This window comes from Devosia sp., from assembly GCF_024707125.1.
Lineage (GTDB): Bacteria > Pseudomonadota > Alphaproteobacteria > Rhizobiales > Devosiaceae > Devosia.
The window spans coordinates 102,547-119,733 of sequence record NZ_JANQAH010000009.1 but is presented as its reverse complement, the minus strand read 5'-3'; the positions used below and the strand labels follow the sequence as shown (position 1 = coordinate 119,733).

The 17,187-nt window shown below is 61.3% G+C and carries 15 protein-coding genes; 7 read left to right on the top strand and 8 right to left on the bottom strand.

Going from position 1 to position 17,187, the window contains the following annotated elements; all coding sequences use genetic code 11:
* The first annotated feature begins 17 nt into the window (after nucleotides 1-17).
* A complete protein-coding gene (locus tag NVV77_RS10485) occupies nucleotides 18-1,889 on the top strand; it encodes a glycoside hydrolase (protein ID WP_295412770.1) in 1,872 nt (623 codons plus the stop codon).
* Here NVV77_RS10485 and NVV77_RS10480 read toward each other — a convergent pair.
* The 5 genes from NVV77_RS10480 to NVV77_RS10460 are packed head-to-tail and all read right to left on the bottom strand — an operon-like array spanning nucleotide 1,865 to nucleotide 7,828.
* Nucleotides 1,865-3,052 (bottom strand): glycosyltransferase family 4 protein, encoded by a 1,188-nt coding sequence (locus NVV77_RS10480; protein WP_295412768.1) that lies wholly within the window; start codon nucleotides 3,050-3,052, stop codon nucleotides 1,865-1,867. The two genes, NVV77_RS10485 and NVV77_RS10480, sit on opposite strands and share 25 nt — an antisense overlap.
* The gene (locus tag NVV77_RS10475) at nucleotides 3,049-4,287 is read right to left on the bottom strand and encodes a glycosyltransferase family 4 protein (RefSeq protein ID WP_295412765.1); all 1,239 of its coding nucleotides are present in this window, start codon (nucleotides 4,285-4,287) and stop codon (nucleotides 3,049-3,051) included. The genes NVV77_RS10480 and NVV77_RS10475 overlap by 4 nt, the downstream gene beginning before the upstream one ends.
* Nucleotides 4,284-5,051 (bottom strand): polysaccharide deacetylase family protein, encoded by a 768-nt coding sequence (locus tag NVV77_RS10470; protein ID WP_295412763.1) that lies wholly within the window; start codon nucleotides 5,049-5,051, stop codon nucleotides 4,284-4,286. The genes NVV77_RS10475 and NVV77_RS10470 overlap by 4 nt, the downstream gene beginning before the upstream one ends.
* Nucleotides 5,044-6,342, bottom strand: a complete 1,299-nt coding sequence (locus NVV77_RS10465; RefSeq protein WP_295412760.1) for an O-antigen ligase — start codon at nucleotides 6,340-6,342, stop codon at nucleotides 5,044-5,046. The genes NVV77_RS10470 and NVV77_RS10465 overlap by 8 nt, the downstream gene beginning before the upstream one ends.
* Nucleotides 6,332-7,828: a GumC family protein gene (locus NVV77_RS10460; RefSeq protein ID WP_295412758.1), complete on the bottom strand. Its 1,497-nt coding sequence runs from the start codon at nucleotides 7,826-7,828 to the stop codon at nucleotides 6,332-6,334. The genes NVV77_RS10465 and NVV77_RS10460 overlap by 11 nt, the downstream gene beginning before the upstream one ends.
* A gap of 311 nt (nucleotides 7,829-8,139) precedes the next feature.
* Here NVV77_RS10460 and NVV77_RS10455 point away from each other — a divergent pair, with 311 nt between their 5' ends.
* The 6 genes from NVV77_RS10455 to nadE all read left to right on the top strand — a co-directional run bounded on the left by NVV77_RS10455 (nucleotide 8,140) and on the right by nadE (nucleotide 15,350).
* Nucleotides 8,140-9,255, top strand: a complete 1,116-nt coding sequence (locus NVV77_RS10455) for a hypothetical protein (RefSeq protein WP_295412755.1) — start codon at nucleotides 8,140-8,142, stop codon at nucleotides 9,253-9,255.
* Nucleotides 9,252-10,463, top strand: coding sequence for a GNAT family N-acetyltransferase (locus tag NVV77_RS10450; RefSeq protein WP_295412753.1), 1,212 nt, complete (start codon nucleotides 9,252-9,254; stop codon nucleotides 10,461-10,463). The genes NVV77_RS10455 and NVV77_RS10450 overlap by 4 nt, the downstream gene beginning before the upstream one ends.
* Nucleotides 10,464-10,597: 134 nt before the next feature.
* Nucleotides 10,598-12,547, top strand: a complete 1,950-nt coding sequence (asnB, locus tag NVV77_RS10445; RefSeq protein WP_295412750.1) for an asparagine synthase (glutamine-hydrolyzing) — start codon at nucleotides 10,598-10,600, stop codon at nucleotides 12,545-12,547.
* Between the two features lie 23 nt (nucleotides 12,548-12,570).
* Nucleotides 12,571-12,834: an acyl carrier protein gene (locus NVV77_RS10440; RefSeq protein ID WP_295412747.1), complete on the top strand. Its 264-nt coding sequence runs from the start codon at nucleotides 12,571-12,573 to the stop codon at nucleotides 12,832-12,834.
* Nucleotides 12,835-12,849: 15 nt separating this feature from the next.
* A complete protein-coding gene (locus NVV77_RS10435) occupies nucleotides 12,850-14,385 on the top strand; it encodes a class I adenylate-forming enzyme family protein (RefSeq protein ID WP_295412745.1) in 1,536 nt (511 codons plus the stop codon).
* Nucleotides 14,385-15,350, top strand: a complete 966-nt coding sequence (gene nadE, locus NVV77_RS10430; RefSeq protein ID WP_295412743.1) for an NAD(+) synthase — start codon at nucleotides 14,385-14,387, stop codon at nucleotides 15,348-15,350. Before NVV77_RS10435 ends, nadE begins: the two co-directional genes overlap by 1 nt.
* Nucleotides 15,351-15,359: 9 nt before the next feature.
* Here the strand turns inward: nadE and NVV77_RS10425 are convergent, their stop codons facing one another.
* From NVV77_RS10425 to NVV77_RS10415, 3 genes are read right to left on the bottom strand one after another with little or no spacing between them, the layout of a single operon-like run.
* Nucleotides 15,360-15,761, bottom strand: a complete 402-nt coding sequence (locus NVV77_RS10425) for a YciI family protein (protein WP_295412740.1) — start codon at nucleotides 15,759-15,761, stop codon at nucleotides 15,360-15,362.
* Nucleotides 15,762-15,821: 60 nt separating this feature from the next.
* Complete coding sequence (locus tag NVV77_RS10420) at nucleotides 15,822-16,688, bottom strand: EamA family transporter (protein ID WP_295412738.1); 867 nt, start codon at nucleotides 16,686-16,688, stop codon at nucleotides 15,822-15,824.
* A gap of 29 nt (nucleotides 16,689-16,717) precedes the next feature.
* Entirely contained in the window at nucleotides 16,718-17,086 is a 369-nt protein-coding gene (locus NVV77_RS10415) for a GFA family protein (RefSeq protein ID WP_295412734.1), read from the bottom strand.
* Nucleotides 17,087-17,187 lie beyond the last annotated feature (101 nt).

Sequence of the window (17,187 nt, the reverse complement as noted above, 5' to 3'; positions counted from 1 at the left end):
GCCTGCCGGATCACGCGATGGCCGACCGCTATGCCGAGCAATTGGCGCGCCACGGCTATAATCTGGCGCGATTCCACTTTGTCGAATCCTTGCTGATGTTCGAGCGTGAGAGGGATTTCGATTTCTCGCCCGAAGCACTCGACCGCTTTCACTATCTCCTTGCCGCCCTCAAGCGTGAGGGCATTTCCTGGGTCATGGATGGACTGACCTCGGGCCGCGGTGGTGCCGGCGGCTATGATGACCGGTGGGATGGTTTCGGTAGCCTCAAGCAGAATTTGCTGCTGAGCGAGGAGGGCATGGCGCATTGGCAAAGGCTGCAGGATGCCATCCTTGGCGCGGTCAATCCCTACACAGGGCTCGCGCCGATTGCCGATCCGGCACTGGCTCTGATCGTGCTTGTCAATGAGGGCAGCCTCGAGTTCGAATCGCTCCTTGGCGCCAATCGGGGCGAACCGGCCTATTCCGAACCGGTGCGGCGCCAATTCAATGTTTGGCTACAGCAACGTTACGCTGATGAGGATGCCTTGAGCAAAGCCTGGGGGGGAATTGCCCCCGGCGAGAGTCTCGCAGATGGCTCAATTACCTTACCCACCGACCGGTGGGCCCCCAATGGCAGAATGCGCGATCTGCAACTCTTCTTCGTGGAGGTGGAGCGGGAGGGGACCAGGGTCATGAGCGAATACTTGCGGGCCATGGGATATGAAGGGGCCGTCAGCAACTACAATAACTGGCCCAGCCGACAGGCATCGATCAGTCGCGCCTCGCTCGATGTCGTAACGATGAATACATATTTCGACTGGGTTTCGGGCTACGCGCCCGGGACGCGGATCGAGCAGAGCAGTTCACTGCGCGAGGGGCTCGACTATCTGCGCGCCGCGGCGGGAACGCGTTGGCTTGGCCGTCCCTTCGTGCTGACCGAATATGACCATTTGTTCTGGAACAGCTATCGCTATGAGGCGGGCATCGCCGTTCCGGCGCTCGCCGCGCTGCAGGGATGGGATGGTCTTTGTCGCCATGGGCACGGGCCTATTGCGCTTCGCTACGGGGAAGACGTGCCGCACAAGCGGCAGATGTTGCCCTATGCCATAGCCCTCGACCCGGTCGCTCGCGCCGGCGAAACATTGGCAGCCCTGCTGTTTCGACGTGGCGACGTTAGCCCTGCGCGAGCAACAATCGCTTTCCCCATCGACGGCACTTCAGCGCTCGGTCCCCTGATGTTTGCAGGCGAGCCGGAAAGCGCCACGGCGCTTGCGGCCTTCAGCGCCATCGGATTGGCCCCGGTTCAGGACATTGCCACCGCTTCGCTGCCCGTCCAACGGGCGGACCATGTCACCACTGACTTTTTCGCCCCGCTGGTAGCGGCCAGCGCGCTGTCGGATGAGCAAGTGACACTGGCAGGGCAGGGAAGCTATGCCAGCGATACCGGCGAAATTACCATCACACCTGATCGGGCGCGAATGGTCGTCGAAACGCCGCAGACGGTTGCGGTGGCGTTCTCGCAGCTGGAAGCGCCACTGGTGATCGGGCCAGCCACTTTTGCCGATCCTTCTGGTCCCGCCTTGCTTGGCCTTGCATCCCTTGATGGCAGTGAGCTGGAAGAAAGCCGGCGTATCCTCGTCGTTTTTGCAAGCGATGCCCAGAATACCGGCATGCGCTTTGCGGACGCCGCGCAACGCGAAATTGTCGATTTTGGTACCTTGCCGGTCCGTATCCGCCCCGCTTCGGTCTCGCTGGTTTTGCGGGGCAGCGGACACTGGACGTTGGCGCCGGTTGGACTCGACGGTGTCGTGCACGAGATACTTGCCCGAGGCGCGGGTGACCTGCAGGTCCGGCTCGACAATGTCCCGCCTTCCGGGCCGACGACCTATTTCGTGATCGAACGCGATTGAGCGGCGCGGATGAGCAGAGGGCCTCTACTGGGCCCTCGCCGCATCATCGCGGCATAGAGAGCGCTGAGATCGTCGGCAACGCCGTCCCAGGAAAAGCGGTGCCGAACCATCTCGATCTGCGCCATTCGCTCAACCGGCAACGGGGCCGCGGACATGATGTGCGCCATGCGCTGCGCCAGGCCCTCAATATCCCCTAATGGAAAGTAATGGCGGGCCTCCAGCCCGACACCGAGATTGGCCGCGATATCGCTGGCCAGAACCGGCGTCCCGTGGCTAAGGCCTTCAAGAAGGGCAATCGGCATGCCTTCGTGGCTGGATGGCAGGACGAAAAGTCCGGCATGCGCGAAAAGGTCGTTGAGTGCTGCACCCTTTTGATAGCCGGTCATGACGATGCCGGGCACCGCCGTCGCGGCCTGACGCAAGCGTGTCTCATAGTCGGAGCGGTGATCGGCTCCGCCAACCAGAACCAGCTTGAAATCGGGGGATACAAGTCTCGAATAGGCGGCGACGAGGTCAAGCTGCCGCTTTTCCGGCACGAGGCGCGAGACATTGAGCACATAGCGGCCGGGCTGAAGGTCGAACTGGTGGAGAATGTCGGATCCCATGGGACCGCCTGGCATGAAGACTCCATTGGGCTGGAAATGGACCCGGCGGCCGTAGCGCGCCTCCATGTCACGCGCGACATTTTCGGCGACCGCAACCGCCGCATCGGCCCAGTGCATGCCCATTTTTTCGCCGAGGCGAAGAATTTCCTTGGCTATGCGGCCCCATTTGTCGCGATCATAATCATAGCCATGATGCGTAACGAGCGTCTTGAGCCCCGCCAGGCGCGCTGCCGGCGTCAAGAGGGCCGGCCCGACGGCATGGATGTGCACGATGTCCGGTCGCCGTAGTGCGGCCAATCCCACGCCCAGGCCGGTATGGACAAGGGCCTCGAACTTGCTTGAACGCGGCGACCAGATCGGTTCGATGCCGACCCCCCGGAAGCTCTGGCGCCCGCCCGGCATATAAGCCTGGCGCGCCAGTACATCGATGCTCCAACCGCGTTCTACGAGCAGCGGCGCCAGCGCGCCGACATGGGTTTCTACGCCCCCCTGCGGACCGTTGATGCCGCGCAGGCCGAGCATGACAACCGAGCTTTTACGGCGGCGGCGCTCCGTCATTGGACCCCCAATTCGGCATAGAGTGCAAGCATGCGCGCCTGGTAGGCGCCGGCCGAGAAATTTTCACTGACCCAGCCGTGGCCAGCACGACCGAGGGCGCTTCGTCCGTCTGCGCCCATGGCCTCCATGCGCGCCAGTTGCGTTGCCAGACTGTCGGCGTTGGCCGGGAGGGCGATCAACCCGGTGTGCTCGGCCTCGATCAATTCGGGAATGCCACCGATATCGGTACCGATGACCGGCCGGCCCAGACCATAGGCCTCGAGTACGCTGACCGGAGCGTTTTCGTACCATTCCGAGGGCAGTACCAGGGCTTTTGCCGCCCCAATGAGCTGCTGCAACCGATCACCGCTCACATGGCCGACAAAGTCGATATCGGCCGAAACGGTCTCAGCCAGAGCGCGCAGTTCCCTCTCGTCGGGTCCGGTGCCGGCGATAACCAGCCGCACTCGGGCCTGCACTGCAGCATGGATCAGCGTCTTGACGCCCTTTTCCGGCGCCAGACGTCCGGCGAAAAGATAATAGTCGCCCTCGCTCTGACGTTCGCCGGCGAGAAAGGCGGGGTCGACGAAATTGGGAATGTAAACCAGAAGCTCGGCGGGCCAGCCCCATTCAATGAGCTTGTCGCGATAGAAGCGGCTGGGCACGACAATGCGGTCGAGCGTGTTCCGATAGAGGCCCAGGGCGCGGTGCACCGCCGTCTCGAGCAGCATCAATCCGCTGAGCGCCACGGAATCCTTGGCGCAGCGGTTCAGCACAACCTGCGCGATATTGCCGTTCCGGCACTTCTCGCAGACTTGCCCATGCGAGAGCATCTTGTAGGCGGGGCATGCGATCTTGAGGTCGTGGGCGGTCATGACCGTGGGAATACCGGCAGCCTTGAGCGTGCGGAAAATGGCCGGCGACAGATGGTGATAGACATTGTGCGCATGGGCGATTGCTGGGCGAAATTCTTCCACCAAAGCTGCAATGCCGCGTTGGGCCTCGTGCGAATAAATGATTTTGCCGGCATGGTTGAGCTTGGTCAAAAAACCGGGCTGTTGACCGAATTCGATCTCGGAAACGAAGTAGCGCGACCAGGGTGAGGCAAGGTTTCGCTCGGACTGCATGGCGAAGGGTGCCACGTCCCAGCCAGCCTGGCTGAACATGGACATGTGGTCGAGGAACACCGCCTCCGCGCCGCCGCGGCGATAGTGGTAATTGTTGATCGCCAGAAGGCGACGCCCCGGTCGGGTCATGTCGTCGCCTCAAAATGGTCAAGTGCCTGATTGACCGTGAGAAGCGCACAGCCGCGTTCGCGGGCATGGCGGACCAGGCCCTCAAAACTCTCAGGCGTGCAGCCATAGGGCGTTGGATTGGGTGAAAGGTCGTGGCCGAAGAAAATCAGCCAGCCCGGATTGGACACGACTTCGTCGATCAGGCCGCGCATTCCCACTACGCTTTCATCCGGTTGCTGTAGCGCGTAGCTGCGCAGGAAGCTGCGGTCGGTCATGCCGCGATTGATGCCTGGAAGGCCGCCACGACTGGAGCGGTAGCGCCGCGCCAGTTCGGCCCGCTGCCTGAAGGATCCCGAATTATAGGGGAAGGCGAAATTGCGTGGCTGGAGATTGGGGGAGATGGCCGCCAGTGCGTCGGCATTGTGACTGAGATCGTTGTATAGCTGCCTTCGCGAGGCGTGCCGCAGGTTGATGTGTGAATGGGTATGGCAGCCGATTTCGTGTCCTCGCGCCACAAGCTCGGCGCAACCAGCCGCATCGATAAGATTGCGCGCCTCCTCCTCGCGTCCCAGCATGCCCGCCGCGATATAGAAGGTGCCGCGGCCTCCATGAGCCTCGAGTATCCCTGCCCCCTTGCTGAGGGCAGTATCGGGAACGTCGTCGAACGTGAAACTGACTATGGGTGTGTCGGTCCTGACCTCGACCATAGGCCCAGGAAAACGGGTCAGCAGCCGGTTGGTCACGCGACCTGCAAGATTGTCGATCACTTGGATGGGGTCAGGCATTGGACAGGGCCATAGGGTTTGCGCGGGTAGCCCGGCTTTCGGATCTGACCAGCATCGCTCTCGCCTGGAAATGCAGCCCGCAGCACGCCACCACGAAGGCGAACCACATAAGGCCCGTTCGCCCGAAAAAGACGCTTTCCATGCAGGCATTGACGAGACCAAAGAGCCATATTCGAAGGAAGAGGCGGGTCAGGTCTGGATTGTTGTTGTTGTTGAAGGCGGGCTTGATGTCGCGCAATGGCAGGATGATGAACGCCAATATAAAGACAATCGTGCCCCCCAGTCCGATATTGAGGAGAAGATCTATATAGCCATTGTGGGCTGAACCGGCGCCATAGGCCCAGCTTTCTATTTCCCAGCCTCCATAGAGATTTCCATAGGAGCCCCAGAATGTATTGATGCCCAGCCCGGCAAATGAGGATTCCGACATTTTGCCCAGCGCAATGCGCCAGATGTCGACTCTGTTGGTGAAGGTGGCATCGATCCCGAGCGAGGCAATGATTTCGGCGAAATCGGCGGAAAGAGTTACCCCAATAACTACGGCATTGAAGGCGAGAAGGCCCAGGAGGACGAGGGGCCAGCGGATCGGAGGGAAGCGCTCAATCACCCAGCAGACCGTGATGATTACCGGCAAGGAGGCAAGCGCGGTCTTTCCGCCCGTATTGAAGAGGAAAACGGCAGCACCAATTCCAAGCAGATAGGCACGCCAACGCCAGCCCTGGCTGTGCATGTAGAAGGCGCAGAATACCGCAACGACCATTGCCGAAGACGTGAAGTTCTTGTGCAGGAAATGCCCGCGCCACAGGCCGGCCAGCATCGGTTCGGCGATATCGCCAACCTGATGAATAGCGATCTGGGGCAAGGCGACAATACCCAGATAGGACAGGGCAACGGCACCGAACGTGGTCCAACCGAATAGGGCTGCGAAGTCACGCTCGCTTCTGGGCAGGGTAAGCACAAGATAGGCGTTGGCCATGACCAGCAGCTGAAACACGGTATTGCGCAGAGCCTGGCTCTGGTCGGCGGCCAACAGGCTCGACAAAATCAGCCACCCTCCGACCAAGGCAATGGAGCCCAGCCCCAGCACGGGATGGCTTGAGCTCAACAGGTGCGTGCAAACGGCCGATGCCGTGACCAGGAGAAGTATGACCTGCGCCAGCAAGGCGCCACTGTCCGCAAGGCTCGACAGGTCACGAAACGGCTGCGGACCGATCCAGAAGTAGAGCAAGATTGCGCCGGCGAGGCCAAGGCGCAACTTGTCGAGCACGGGGGAGGAGGCGCTATTGGGCATTGGCTCCTGCTGGCTTGGCGCGCGACTTCTTTGTCATCACAAGCAGATTGAAGAGGACCACGCCAAATGCCGCCAGGATGGCTCCGCCGGCAAAGCCCATCCCGATCAGCAGAACTGTGCGCGGCGGATAGCTCCGGCTGAGCGGGGCAATTGCCGGAGAAATCACCCGAACATTATTGGTGCTGAGTTCGCTGCGCTCGGCGATCTGTTGGGCACGCTCGAGATAGGCCTCGTAGATAGTAACCTTCGCCGTCGCGGCGCGCTCGAGTTGGCGCAGTTCGAGCTGGGATTGATCGTCACTGAAGACGGCGGCTTCCTGCTGGCCGGCCGCCAGGTTGAGCTGGTCGAACACGCTCCGGGCCCGTTCGAGGTCGCGACGCGCGGTTTCCACGATTCGGCCGGTTTCCCGGTCGATTTCGGCCTCGAGTGAAGCCAGTTGGGCACGAGCGGTCGTCAGGCCCGGATGTCGTGGCCCCAGGGTTGCCGAAAGGGAGTCGACCTGCTGGCGCGTGGTTGCATATTGCGTGCGCATATTGGCCAGTACAGTTGACTCCAGGGACGCTGCATTGAGCGCTCCTTCCCCGCTTGTGGCGGTGAGACTGGCATAGCGAGCCTCGGCATCGATCAGGCTCTCGCGGGCCGTGGCGATCTGCGTGTTCAGCTGGACCGCGGCCTGGGTGCTCAGTTGATCGGTGCCTATCATCTGCAGGCCGTGGTCGCGTCGATAGTTCGCTACGGCCGCCTCCGCCAATTCGGCGTCGGCGCGCAGTTCGTCCAACCTTTGGTTCAGGCCAGCCGAGGCATTTCGGGCCCCTTGCGCCTCGGCGTCGGCGAGCTCTGCCAGAAAAGCCGACACTACCGCATTGGTCAAAATTGCCGAACGTTCGGGGCTGCGCGCCCAGACAGAAGCCGTGACGACATAGGAACGCTCCTCGCGGCGCACCCGAATCCGTTCCGACAAGGCTCGCATGGCAGTGGTGAAACGGTCTTCAGGACTGTCGGCCGGCAGGAATGCGGCAAAGAGCGAGAAGTCAGGCTCCATCAGGTCCGGGTCATTTTCGAGGCCAAGTTCCCTGACGACGCGGGCGAGCACATTGGTCGAACCCAGCACCCGCATCTTGCTCTCGACATCGAGCAATTGGGCGTCGCCCTGGACATTGCTGGTATAGAGATCGTCGGCGACGACCCGCAAATTGCTGGGGTCGAGCAGAATATCGGAATAGCTGGTATAGCGTGGCTTGACGAGGGCGCCGCTGGCCAGGCCCAAGAGCGCCCCGAGCAGCGCGATGACCAGAATGCTGATCCAGAACCGAACCAGCCAACCCACAATGAGCCCGGCCGTAACCGCTTCAAACAGCCCTGCCTGTGTTGCATCGGGTGCATGACGCCGCTCGGAACCCTGGTAGTCGTTTTGCAGTCCAAGCGTATGGATTGTCCCCGCCGGCGCCGTTGCTGCAGGCCTAGTGGGTTTGAGCGTCTGATACATGAACAGTGGCCGTCCCTGGGATCCTCTATTGCCCTTATAAGTCACTCAAGGCGTGAACTCAGCGCCTTTTGGCCAAGGTAGTTAAGCGATCTTTGTTAACCGCCCCGCGCGATCCATGCCCGTGCTCGGCAGCGCTATGCTATTGAGGCGCATAAGGATCGCCGAGGGTAGGATATGTTGGGGGAAGACCCACTGAGCACGTCGGAAACAGCAAGCAGGGATTTGCCAGTGCCCAGCAATCAGATTTCCGTCGAAGGCTTTGCCGGAGAAGTCTGGAGCCGTCTGATTTCGGATTTCTACCGAGAAGAGCCATGAGCACGATACGTCCGCTGGAGCGGAGCGACCTGACAAAGGTGGCGAATTTGCTGGTGCGTACCTTTCAGGGCCGTGAGGATGAAGCCTCGCCGGAAATGGCCGACTACCTCGGCCAGCTTCTGCTCGATCTGCCCGACAAGGCTTCGGACATCCATTCGCTCGTTTACGAGCGGGAGAAGGGGCGTATTGCTGGGTTCATGGGGGTCTTTACTCAGTCCATGTCCATTGGTGGAAGAACGCTGCGTGCGGCTATCGGAAATTCCCTTGCGGTCGAACGCGATGCATCCGATCCCACGGCCGGAGCGCGGCTTTGCCGCAGTTTCTTCCAGGGGCCCCAGGATATCACGATCAGCGATCGATCCAATGCGACCTCGGTTGCCCTGTGGCGCGGCATGGGGGGCGATGTGCTTCCGCTCTACAGTCTCGACTGGATGCGCGTTCTGCGTCCTCTCGAAGCGGCCACATTCAGACTTCGCCGGCGCTTACGCCTGATTGGTCCAACCCTACCCCTGGTCAGGGGGCTCGATCATGTTGCTGCCGGTCTGGCGCGCCGACGCGGGCGTGACGTTATCGAGGCGCCGCAGCCGCCTCTCCGTCCCAGGGGGCTGAGGCGCAAGGATACCGATGCCGGTACCCTCATCCCGGCTATTCGGACACTGGTTGCCGAGGACCTCTTGCATCCGCTCTGGTCCGATGCGGGGATTGAGGCGCTCCTTGCCCAGGCGGGGCAAAAGCGCGAACTCGGACAGACGGTCATGCAGGTGGTCGAAGACGCCTCGGGACGGTCGGTGGGCGCCTACATTTACTATCTTCCGGTGCATGGCATTGCTCAGGTTCTTCATGTGCTTTCGACGCGGGCAATGACGGGCCCCGTGCTCGATGTCCTGCTTCTTGATGCCTATGAGCGTGGGGCGGTGGCCATTGGCGGCCGTGCCCAACCCCGGTTGATCGAGGCTCTGTTGGATCGCCGCGCAACCCTTTCGAGTGCCTATCGCTGCGTTTTCGGGGCAACCGACCCTGATGTTCTGGCTGCAGTACGGAGCGGCAACGCCGTAATCGGCGGGCTGGTTGGAGAATTCTGGACGCGCCTCAATGGAGATAGGCTCCGATGATGGATTCGCAGACGGTCCGCAGCGAGGATGCTGCCGCCGGCCCAATAGGGGCCTCCCTGGCCTCCTCTTGGCGGATCGAGGTGTTTTCCGATCCTGCCGACGTTTCGCCCGATTGGCCGCGGGGAGCCAGCGGGACGGCCCAGTGTCACGCCTTTCAGACTCTAGCCTTTCTCGAGACCTGGCAGGCCAGCTATGGGCAGTCGGACGACATTGACTTTTGCCTGGTCGAGGTCCGCGATGCTGTCGGCCGGCCCGTACTCATGGTGCCGTTCATCGTTCACCGATCAAGAAGCGGCCGCGTATTGGGATTCGCCGATTTGGGCGCCGCAGACTATAACGCCCCCGTCCTCTTTCCGGTCGAGCATGCCTGGACCATCGCCGGAGCGCGGCGCCTTTGGACGGAAATCACAGCTCTTCTGCCGGCCTTCGATCTGGTTCTACTCGACAAAATGCCGGAAAAGGTGGGCTCTCTGATCAATCCGCTTTACCTATTGGCAGACAGGATCAACCCCGAATCCTGCCATCTCACCCAGCTCGGCCGTCCATGGCCAGAGGTCGAAAAGCAGCTTCAGGGCGTCAAGAACCTGCGCAACCGTACCAGGGCATTGCAACGTTTGGGGGCCTGCGACCTGGTGATTGCCCAGACGGCGGAGCAGAGGGGCCAAATGCTTGAAACCCTTCTGGCCCAAAAGCAGCGGCGCTTTGAAGAGACCCGTGTTCCGGGCTTTGACGAACACCCGGAAAAGCGTGCCTTTTTCACCTTGGGGACGGAGATCATGGCGAGGGCCGGAGCCTTGCATCTGTCGGCTCTCGTGCTCGATGGCAAGATGCTGGCAACCTACTGGGGCTTGGTGCATGGCGGCCACTATTACGGCCTGTTCATTGGCAACGAGTCCGGCGAATGGTCAAAATATTCGCCTGGCCGTGTCCTGCATTATCTGTTGTTGCAGCACCTTAATGCGACCGGCTTCGTGTGCCTCGATCTTGGCATTGGCAACGAGGCTTGGAAGCAGTCGGTCTGCGATGTGACGATTCCGCTGTCCATGATGGTGGAAGCTCAGACATTGCGGGGCAGGTTGTCCTTGCTCTGGCGGGGCCTTCGCGAGCGGCTGGTTGCCACCTCGCTGTGGCAGAAAATTCGTCCACTCAAATGGGTTATTCTGCGCGGTTGGCGTGACAAGGCGGTGGGCAAAGCCTTTGAACAGTAGTGCCGATGCCGGTCGACCTGCCTGACATCCGTTAATGATAAATCCAGATAGTGGCGTGCCGTTCGGAACGTTAATTAGCGGGCTGAGGGGTTTAGGCGCTATGTTGGCCTCATGTCAGCGTTGCGAGGCATTTTGTGTGCGGCCTTGTCGGATATAGTTTAGCAGGATCGGAGCCAGGTCAGGGGCGCGAATTGTTGCGCGCCATGACCGGTGCCATTGCGCATCGGGGACCCGATGCCGATGGGATCTGGTTGGCGCCGGGTGTCGGGCTGGGTCACCGGCGACTCTCGATCGTCGGGCTTGCCGATGGGCAGCAGCCCATGCTTTCCGTGCAGGGTGATCTGGTGCTCGTCTACAATGGCGAGATTTTCAATTTTGTCGAACTACGGCGCGACCTCGAAGCCAGGGGGCGACGCTTCCGCACCGGTAGCGATACCGAGGTCATACTTCATCTCTACGAGGAAATGGGCGAGGCTGCCCTCGGCAAGCTGAATGGCGATTTCGCCTTCGCGCTCTGGGATGGCCGAAAGCGGCAAATGCTTCTGGCCCGCGATCGTGTCGGGGTGCGTCCGCTCTTTTACGCCATGCAAGGCGGCGGCTTCTACTTCGCCTCCGAAATCAAGGCACTCCTGACGGTTCCGGGGATCGAAGCGGAAATCGACCCCTTCGCGCTCGACGAGATTTTTACCCTTTGGGCGCCGATTGCCCCCCGTACCGGCTTTAAGGACATCCTGGAATTGCCGCCCGGTCACTTTATGATCGTTCGGGACGGCGTCGCAAAGATCTCGCGCTATTGGGATTTCGATTTTCCCGATGCTGTCGATGGCTATGATCCGCGCTCCGAGGACGAATTGGCCGAGGAAGTCCTCGCTCTCCTCGATGATGCCACTCGCATCCGCATGCGCGCCGATGTACCGGTTGGCGCCTATCTTTCGGGCGGGCTCGATTCCTCGATTACGACAGCGCTGGCCGTGCGGCACACGCCGAAGCAGCTCTCGACCTTCTCGGTCGGCTTCGAAAGCGTGGAACACGATGAAACCGGCTTTCAGCGCATCATGGCGGAGGCGTTGGGCACGAACCACGCTGCCGTGACCTGCCGGAATGGCGATATCGCTGCGATTTTTCCGCAGGTCATCGCGCATACCGAGCGTCCCATTGTCAGAACGGCGCCGGCACCGCTCTTCCTGCTATCCGATCTCGTGCGACGGAACGGCATCAAGGTGGTTCTTACCGGCGAGGGCGCCGACGAGGTTTTTGCCGGCTACGATCTTTTCAAGGAAGACAAGGTCCGGCGCTTCGCTGCCCGCCAGCCGGGCTCGACAAGCCGGCCGCTTCTCTTCAAGCGTCTTTATCCCTATTTGCCGAACCTGCAGGGGCAATCGGCGGAATACCTCACGGCCTTTTTCGGGGTGACGCCGGATCTGTTGCACGATCCGCTGGCCTCCCACCGACCGCGTTTCCGCTCGACCTCCGCGGCCAAGGTGTTTTTCTCGGGTGACCTGCGCGCCCAGCTGCAGGGCTATGATGCAGCCGGGATCATGGCCGACATGTTACCCGAACGCTTTGGGCGCTGGCATCCGCAGCATCAGGCGCAATATCTTGAAAGCCGCTTTCTCCTGCCAGGCTATATCCTCTCATCCCAGGGCGACCGGATGGCGATGGCTCATGGCATCGAGGGGCGCTTCCCATTCCTCGACTACCGGCTCATTGAGCTGGCCTCGTGCCTGCCGCCGCGCCTCTCTCTCAAGGGGCTGACGGAAAAACACATCCTGCGTCGTGCTACCCGCGATCTCTTGCCGCAAAGCATTGCGACACGGACCAAGCAGCCCTACCGCGCGCCTGACAGTCAGGCTTTTGCGGCTGCTGATGCGCCCGCCTATGTGGCTGACATGCTGGCACCCGCAAGCATCGCTGCCACCGGCCTCTTCAATCCCCAGGCCGTGGCCAAGCTCGTTGCCAAGGCCGGAGCCAGTGGCGTCGACGGTTTTCGGGACAACACTGCCTATATTGGTGTCCTCTCGACGCAAATCTGGCACCAGACTTTTACCCGAACGAGTAGTGCGACCGCCGTCGCCGCGGAATGACACCAATTTTGGGAGACTACTGTATGACTGACGCTATCAAGACCAATATCCGCAATTTCATCGTCGAGAATTTCCTGTTCGGCGATACGAGCCAGGTGATCGAGGACGCGACCTCGCTGATCGACAATGGCTATGTGGATTCCACCGGTGTCCTCGAGCTCGTCATGTTCCTCGAGCAGACGTTTGGCATCAAGGTTGCCGATAGCGAGATCGTGCCGGCCAATCTCGACAGTATTGGTGCGATTGCTGCCTATGTCGTGGGCAAACAGCAAAGCGCGGCTGCCTGACGGATAGGTGTGCCGATGCGGGTCGAGAGTTTTCTGTCTGATAGCGCTGGGCGCTTCTCCGAAAAAACTGCCCTTGTGGCGGGAGAAAAGCGCCTGACCTTTGCAGAGCTCGATGGTTTGAGCGACCGGCTTGCCGCCGGGCTCGCCGCCCACGGCGTGCGCCGCGACGATCGCGTGCTGATCCTGCTCGACAATAGCTGGGAGGCCGCTGTCGCCATTTTCGGCGTGCTCAAGGCTGGCGCCACCTTCAGCCCCATCAATCCCTCGACCAAGTCGGACAAACTGGCCTTCATAGCCGCCAATTGTCAGGCGCGCACCATCATTACCCATTCGCGTTTCGCCCAGGTTGTCGTCGAAGCCCAGGCAGACGGAGCGCCCCTATCTTTGATCGTCAGCGCCGGTCAGCCGATCATGCTTCCGGGAGCGGTTTTGCTGACAGAACTGCTGGAGGGAGTGTTCCCACCTGTCGCGCATGGTGGGATCGATAGCGATCTGGCCATGCTGATCTATACCTCCGGTTCGACTGGCCGCCCCAAGGGCGTGATGATGTCGCACCGCAATATCGAGGCCGCGGCCGGGTCGATCACCACCTATCTCGAAAACACTGCCGACGACATCATTCTCAACGTTCTGCCGCTGGCCTTCGATTATGGGCTCTATCAACTCTTGATGGCGGTAAAAGTCGGCGCGACGCTGGTGCTGGAAAAGTCATTCGCCTTTCCCGCGGCCATATTTGAAACCATGCGGCGCGAGCGGGTGACCGGCCTGCCCCTGGTGCCCACCATGGCGGCGATGATCCTCAATATGAAGGACTTGGAGCCGGGCAGCTTTCCGGACCTGCGCTATGTCACCAATACGGCCGCGGCTCTGCCGCCAGCCCATATCGAGCGCCTGCGCATGCTCCTGCCGGGCACGACCATTTTTTCGATGTATGGCCTGACCGAGTGCAAGCGCTGCACCTATCTGCCGCCCAGTCGGCTCGATGATCGGCCGGGTTCGGTGGGCATCGCCATTCCCAATACCGAGGCCTTTGTCGTCGACGATATGGGCCAACAAGTGCCGCCGGGCATTGTGGGCCAATTGGTCATTCGCGGGCCGCATGTCATGCAAGGCTATTGGGAAAATCCCGAGGCCACCGCCAAGGCGCTGCGCCCCGGCCCCAAACCCTGGGAAAAGGTGCTTTACACCGGCGATCTGTTCTATGCCGATGCCGAGGGCTTTTTGTATTTTGTCGGCCGCAGCGATGACATCATCAAGACGCGCGGTGAAAAAGTCGCGCCCAAGGAAGTCGAGGCCGTGCTCAGCGCCTGTCCGGGCATTGTCGAGGCCGTGGTCGTGGGCAAACCCGATCCGGTTCTGGGCCACGCCATCCACGCCATTGTGGTGCGGGGCAACCCCGCGCTCTCCGAGCGCGAGGTCATTCGCCACTGTGCCCAGCACCTTGAAGATTTCATGGTGCCCAAATCCGTAGAATTCCGCGATAGCCTGCCCAAGACTGATACGGGCAAGGTAAGCCGGCGTCTCGCCGCGGAAAGCCTGGAGAAGAGTTGATGAGCCGATTTTCTGCTGCGACGCTGGTCCTCGATGCGGAGGCAGAGGTCGAGCGCATCGTCACGGAAATGCGCCGACTGCTGCGCGCCGACCTCAAGCGCCGCGGCCTCGTGCTCGGCCTTTCCGGTGGCATCGATTCAAGCGTCTGCGCCGCCCTTGCCGTTCGGGCCGTGGGTGCCGAGCGCGTCTTTGGGCTCTATATGCCGGAAAATGATTCCGACCCGGAAAGCCTGGCGCTCGGCCAATCGGTCGCTGGAACTTTTGGCTTTGCCGCCGAGATCGAAGATATCGGCCCGGCCCTTTCAGCCATGGGCTGCTACGAGAGGCGTGATGCCTTCATTCGCCAGCTGGTGCCGGGCTATGGCGTGGGCTGGGTGTGCAAGGTGGTTATCGCCAATCCCCTCGAAGGCCTGGGCCTCGCCGTCTCTTCGCTCGTGGTGCAGCCACCGGGCGGCGAACAGCAAAAAATCCGGCTGACGGCCGAGGTCTATCAGGGCATCATTGCTGCGACCAATATGAAGCAGCGCACGCGCAAGCAGCTCGAGTATTTTCATGCCGACCGGCTCAATTTCGCCGTCATCGGCACGCCGAACCGGCTCGAATACGATCAAGGATTCTTTGTGAAGAACGGCGATGGGGCGGCCGACCTCAAGCCCATCGCCCATCTCTATAAATCGCAGGTTTACCAGCTGGCGCGACATCTCGGCGTGCCTGAAACGATCTGCCGGCGGCCGCCGACTACCGATACCTGGTCAATGGCGCAGAGCCAGGAGGAGTTTTACTTCTCCTTGCCCTATGACCGCATGGACCTTTGCCTTTATGGCCTCAATCACGGTCTGCCGGCCGCCGAAGTCGCCGCTGCGGCCGGATTGACCCATGCCCAGCTCGAAGCTGTCTGGGCCGACATCGAAAGAAAGCGGGTGGCGACGCGCTATCTGCACCTGCCGCCCTTGCTTGTTGCGTAGGGGGTCTGCCTATTCGGCCGGCTCGGCGATGACCGTGTCATTCTGCAAGGCGCTCGGCAGATAGATGCGGAGCGGGCGGATTTCGTAGGAGCCGAGGCCCGGGTTGGCGACCGCCAGTTTCTTGGCGAATTCTACCGCTTCGTCGATCGTGTCGACATCGGCGACGTAAAAGCCCAGAAACTGTTCCTTGGTTTCGGCAAAGGGGCCGTCAAAGACCACGTGTTCGCCATTGGCCTTGCGCAGCGTCTTGGCCTCGGTGGTGTTTTGCAGGCGCACGACCGGGCCGAGCCGGCCCTCGTCGCGCAATTCGTCCTGAACCTTGCCGAGCCTGACCATACAGGCGGCGTCTTCTTCCTTGGTCCAGGTGGAAACGGCCTTCTCGTCATTATAGCACAATACGGCGTAGAGCATGTTGCACCTTCCTCTCCCCGAGGGACGCACTATGCCCATCGCGAGACGAAAATCCAGTCTTTAGGGCTGCGGTTCCTGCACCGGCCGGGCAATGGTCGCGGTCGCGCCAATCGAGGCGATGATGATAGCCGCCATGCCTGCGACCTGTCCTGGCGTCAGTTTTTCGCCCAGGATGACAAGGCCGGACAGCGCTGCCAATGCCGGCTGGCCGCTCATCAAAATGCCGAAGAGCCGCGCCGGAATGTGGGGCAGGGCGACCATGTCGAGCGCGTAGGGAATGGCGCTTGAAAGCAGGGCAACCGCAAGGCCCAACGGCAGGATCGCCGGATCGAACAGAGCCGGGCCGGCGCTGGCAAGGCCGAAGGGCAGGGCGAGAAGAGCGGCGGTGGCGACGCCGAGCGCCGCGATATGGGCGCCGCCGCCTGTGCCGGCCTTCTGGCCAAAAATGATATAGCCTGCCCAGCAGGCGCCGGCGCAGAGGGCGAGGCCAATGCCCAGCGGAGAAATATCGCCGGCAAAACCGGTCCAGGGCAGCAGCATGGCAAAGCCGCAGACGGCGAGGGCAATCCAGACGAAATCGAGTGGTTTTCGCGCGCCGAACAGCGCCACGGCCAGGGGGCCGGTGAATTCGAGCGCCACGGCGATCCCGAGGGGAATGTGCTCGAGCGCGGCATAAAAGAAGAGATTCATGGCGCCCATGACCGCGCCATAAAGCAGCACGGCCCGCCATTGCGCGCGGCCCAGCTTGTAGCGCCAAGGCCGGAAGACGATGACCAGCACAATCGCCGCAAGGGTCAGGCGCAGCGCCGTCGCGCCATTGGCGCCGACCAGCGGAAACAGCATTTTGGCAAAGCTCGCGCCGGTCTGGGTAAAGACCATGCCGAGAGCGACGAGAAGAACAGGAACAAGAATGGATTGGGGCCGCACGGCGAAAGGCTTTCAGGAAATAGGCTTAGTCAATGGAAGAGCCCGGTATCAGCCGAATCCTTGTAGCGCACATTGGCCGCCGCGAGGAGTTTTGGATCGAGCAGCCGCGCATTGATACCGAGGTTTTCCCGGCCGGCCTTGCGCGGATACCAATGGGTGACACAGCCGCAGCCAGAGCAGCGGTGGAAATCGACGTTCTTGCCGCCCCAGGCATAGGTGTCGGTCGGGATCTTGGTTTCGATCATCACTTCGGCAATGGCATAATAGGCCCAGAGCACGCCATAGCGCCGGCAGAGGCTGCAATTGCAGTGGGTGATTTCGGCGGGCGCCTTGGGCAGTCGGATCGAGACGGCACCACAATGGCAGGTGGCAAGGACGTCCTCTGCTGCATTTGGCATGGTGTCTGGCCCCCGTTTGATGCTGCTGCTTAGCCGTTTCGGCGCGCGCGAGACAAGGCAAATCGCGCAGAGCAAGATTGACCCGACTCCCGCAATTCTTT

Excerpts from the sequence above, each read along its gene's own strand:
- NVV77_RS10450 (WP_295412753.1), top strand. The coding sequence starts at position 9,252 with ATGATGGATTCGCAGACGGTCCGCAGCGAGGATGCTGCCGCCGGCCCA.
- NVV77_RS10440 (WP_295412747.1), top strand. The coding sequence starts at position 12,571 with ATGACTGACGCTATCAAGACCAATATCCGCAATTTCATCGTCGAGAAT.
- nadE (WP_295412743.1), top strand. The coding sequence starts at position 14,385 with ATGAGCCGATTTTCTGCTGCGACGCTGGTCCTCGATGCGGAGGCAGAG.
- NVV77_RS10425 (WP_295412740.1), bottom strand. The coding sequence starts at position 15,761 with ATGCTCTACGCCGTATTGTGCTATAATGACGAGAAGGCCGTTTCCACC.
- NVV77_RS10455 (WP_295412755.1), top strand. The coding sequence starts at position 8,140 with ATGAGCACGATACGTCCGCTGGAGCGGAGCGACCTGACAAAGGTGGCG.
- NVV77_RS10465 (WP_295412760.1), bottom strand. The coding sequence starts at position 6,342 with ATGCCCAATAGCGCCTCCTCCCCCGTGCTCGACAAGTTGCGCCTTGGC.
- NVV77_RS10435 (WP_295412745.1), top strand. The coding sequence starts at position 12,850 with ATGCGGGTCGAGAGTTTTCTGTCTGATAGCGCTGGGCGCTTCTCCGAA.
- NVV77_RS10460 (WP_295412758.1), bottom strand. The coding sequence starts at position 7,828 with ATGTATCAGACGCTCAAACCCACTAGGCCTGCAGCAACGGCGCCGGCG.
- NVV77_RS10475 (WP_295412765.1), bottom strand. The coding sequence starts at position 4,287 with ATGACCCGACCGGGGCGTCGCCTTCTGGCGATCAACAATTACCACTAT.
- NVV77_RS10470 (WP_295412763.1), bottom strand. The coding sequence starts at position 5,051 with ATGCCTGACCCCATCCAAGTGATCGACAATCTTGCAGGTCGCGTGACC.
- NVV77_RS10415 (WP_295412734.1), bottom strand. The coding sequence starts at position 17,086 with ATGCCAAATGCAGCAGAGGACGTCCTTGCCACCTGCCATTGTGGTGCC.
- NVV77_RS10480 (WP_295412768.1), bottom strand. The coding sequence starts at position 3,052 with ATGACGGAGCGCCGCCGCCGTAAAAGCTCGGTTGTCATGCTCGGCCTG.
- NVV77_RS10485 (WP_295412770.1), top strand. The coding sequence starts at position 18 with ATGGCCGACCGCTATGCCGAGCAATTGGCGCGCCACGGCTATAATCTG.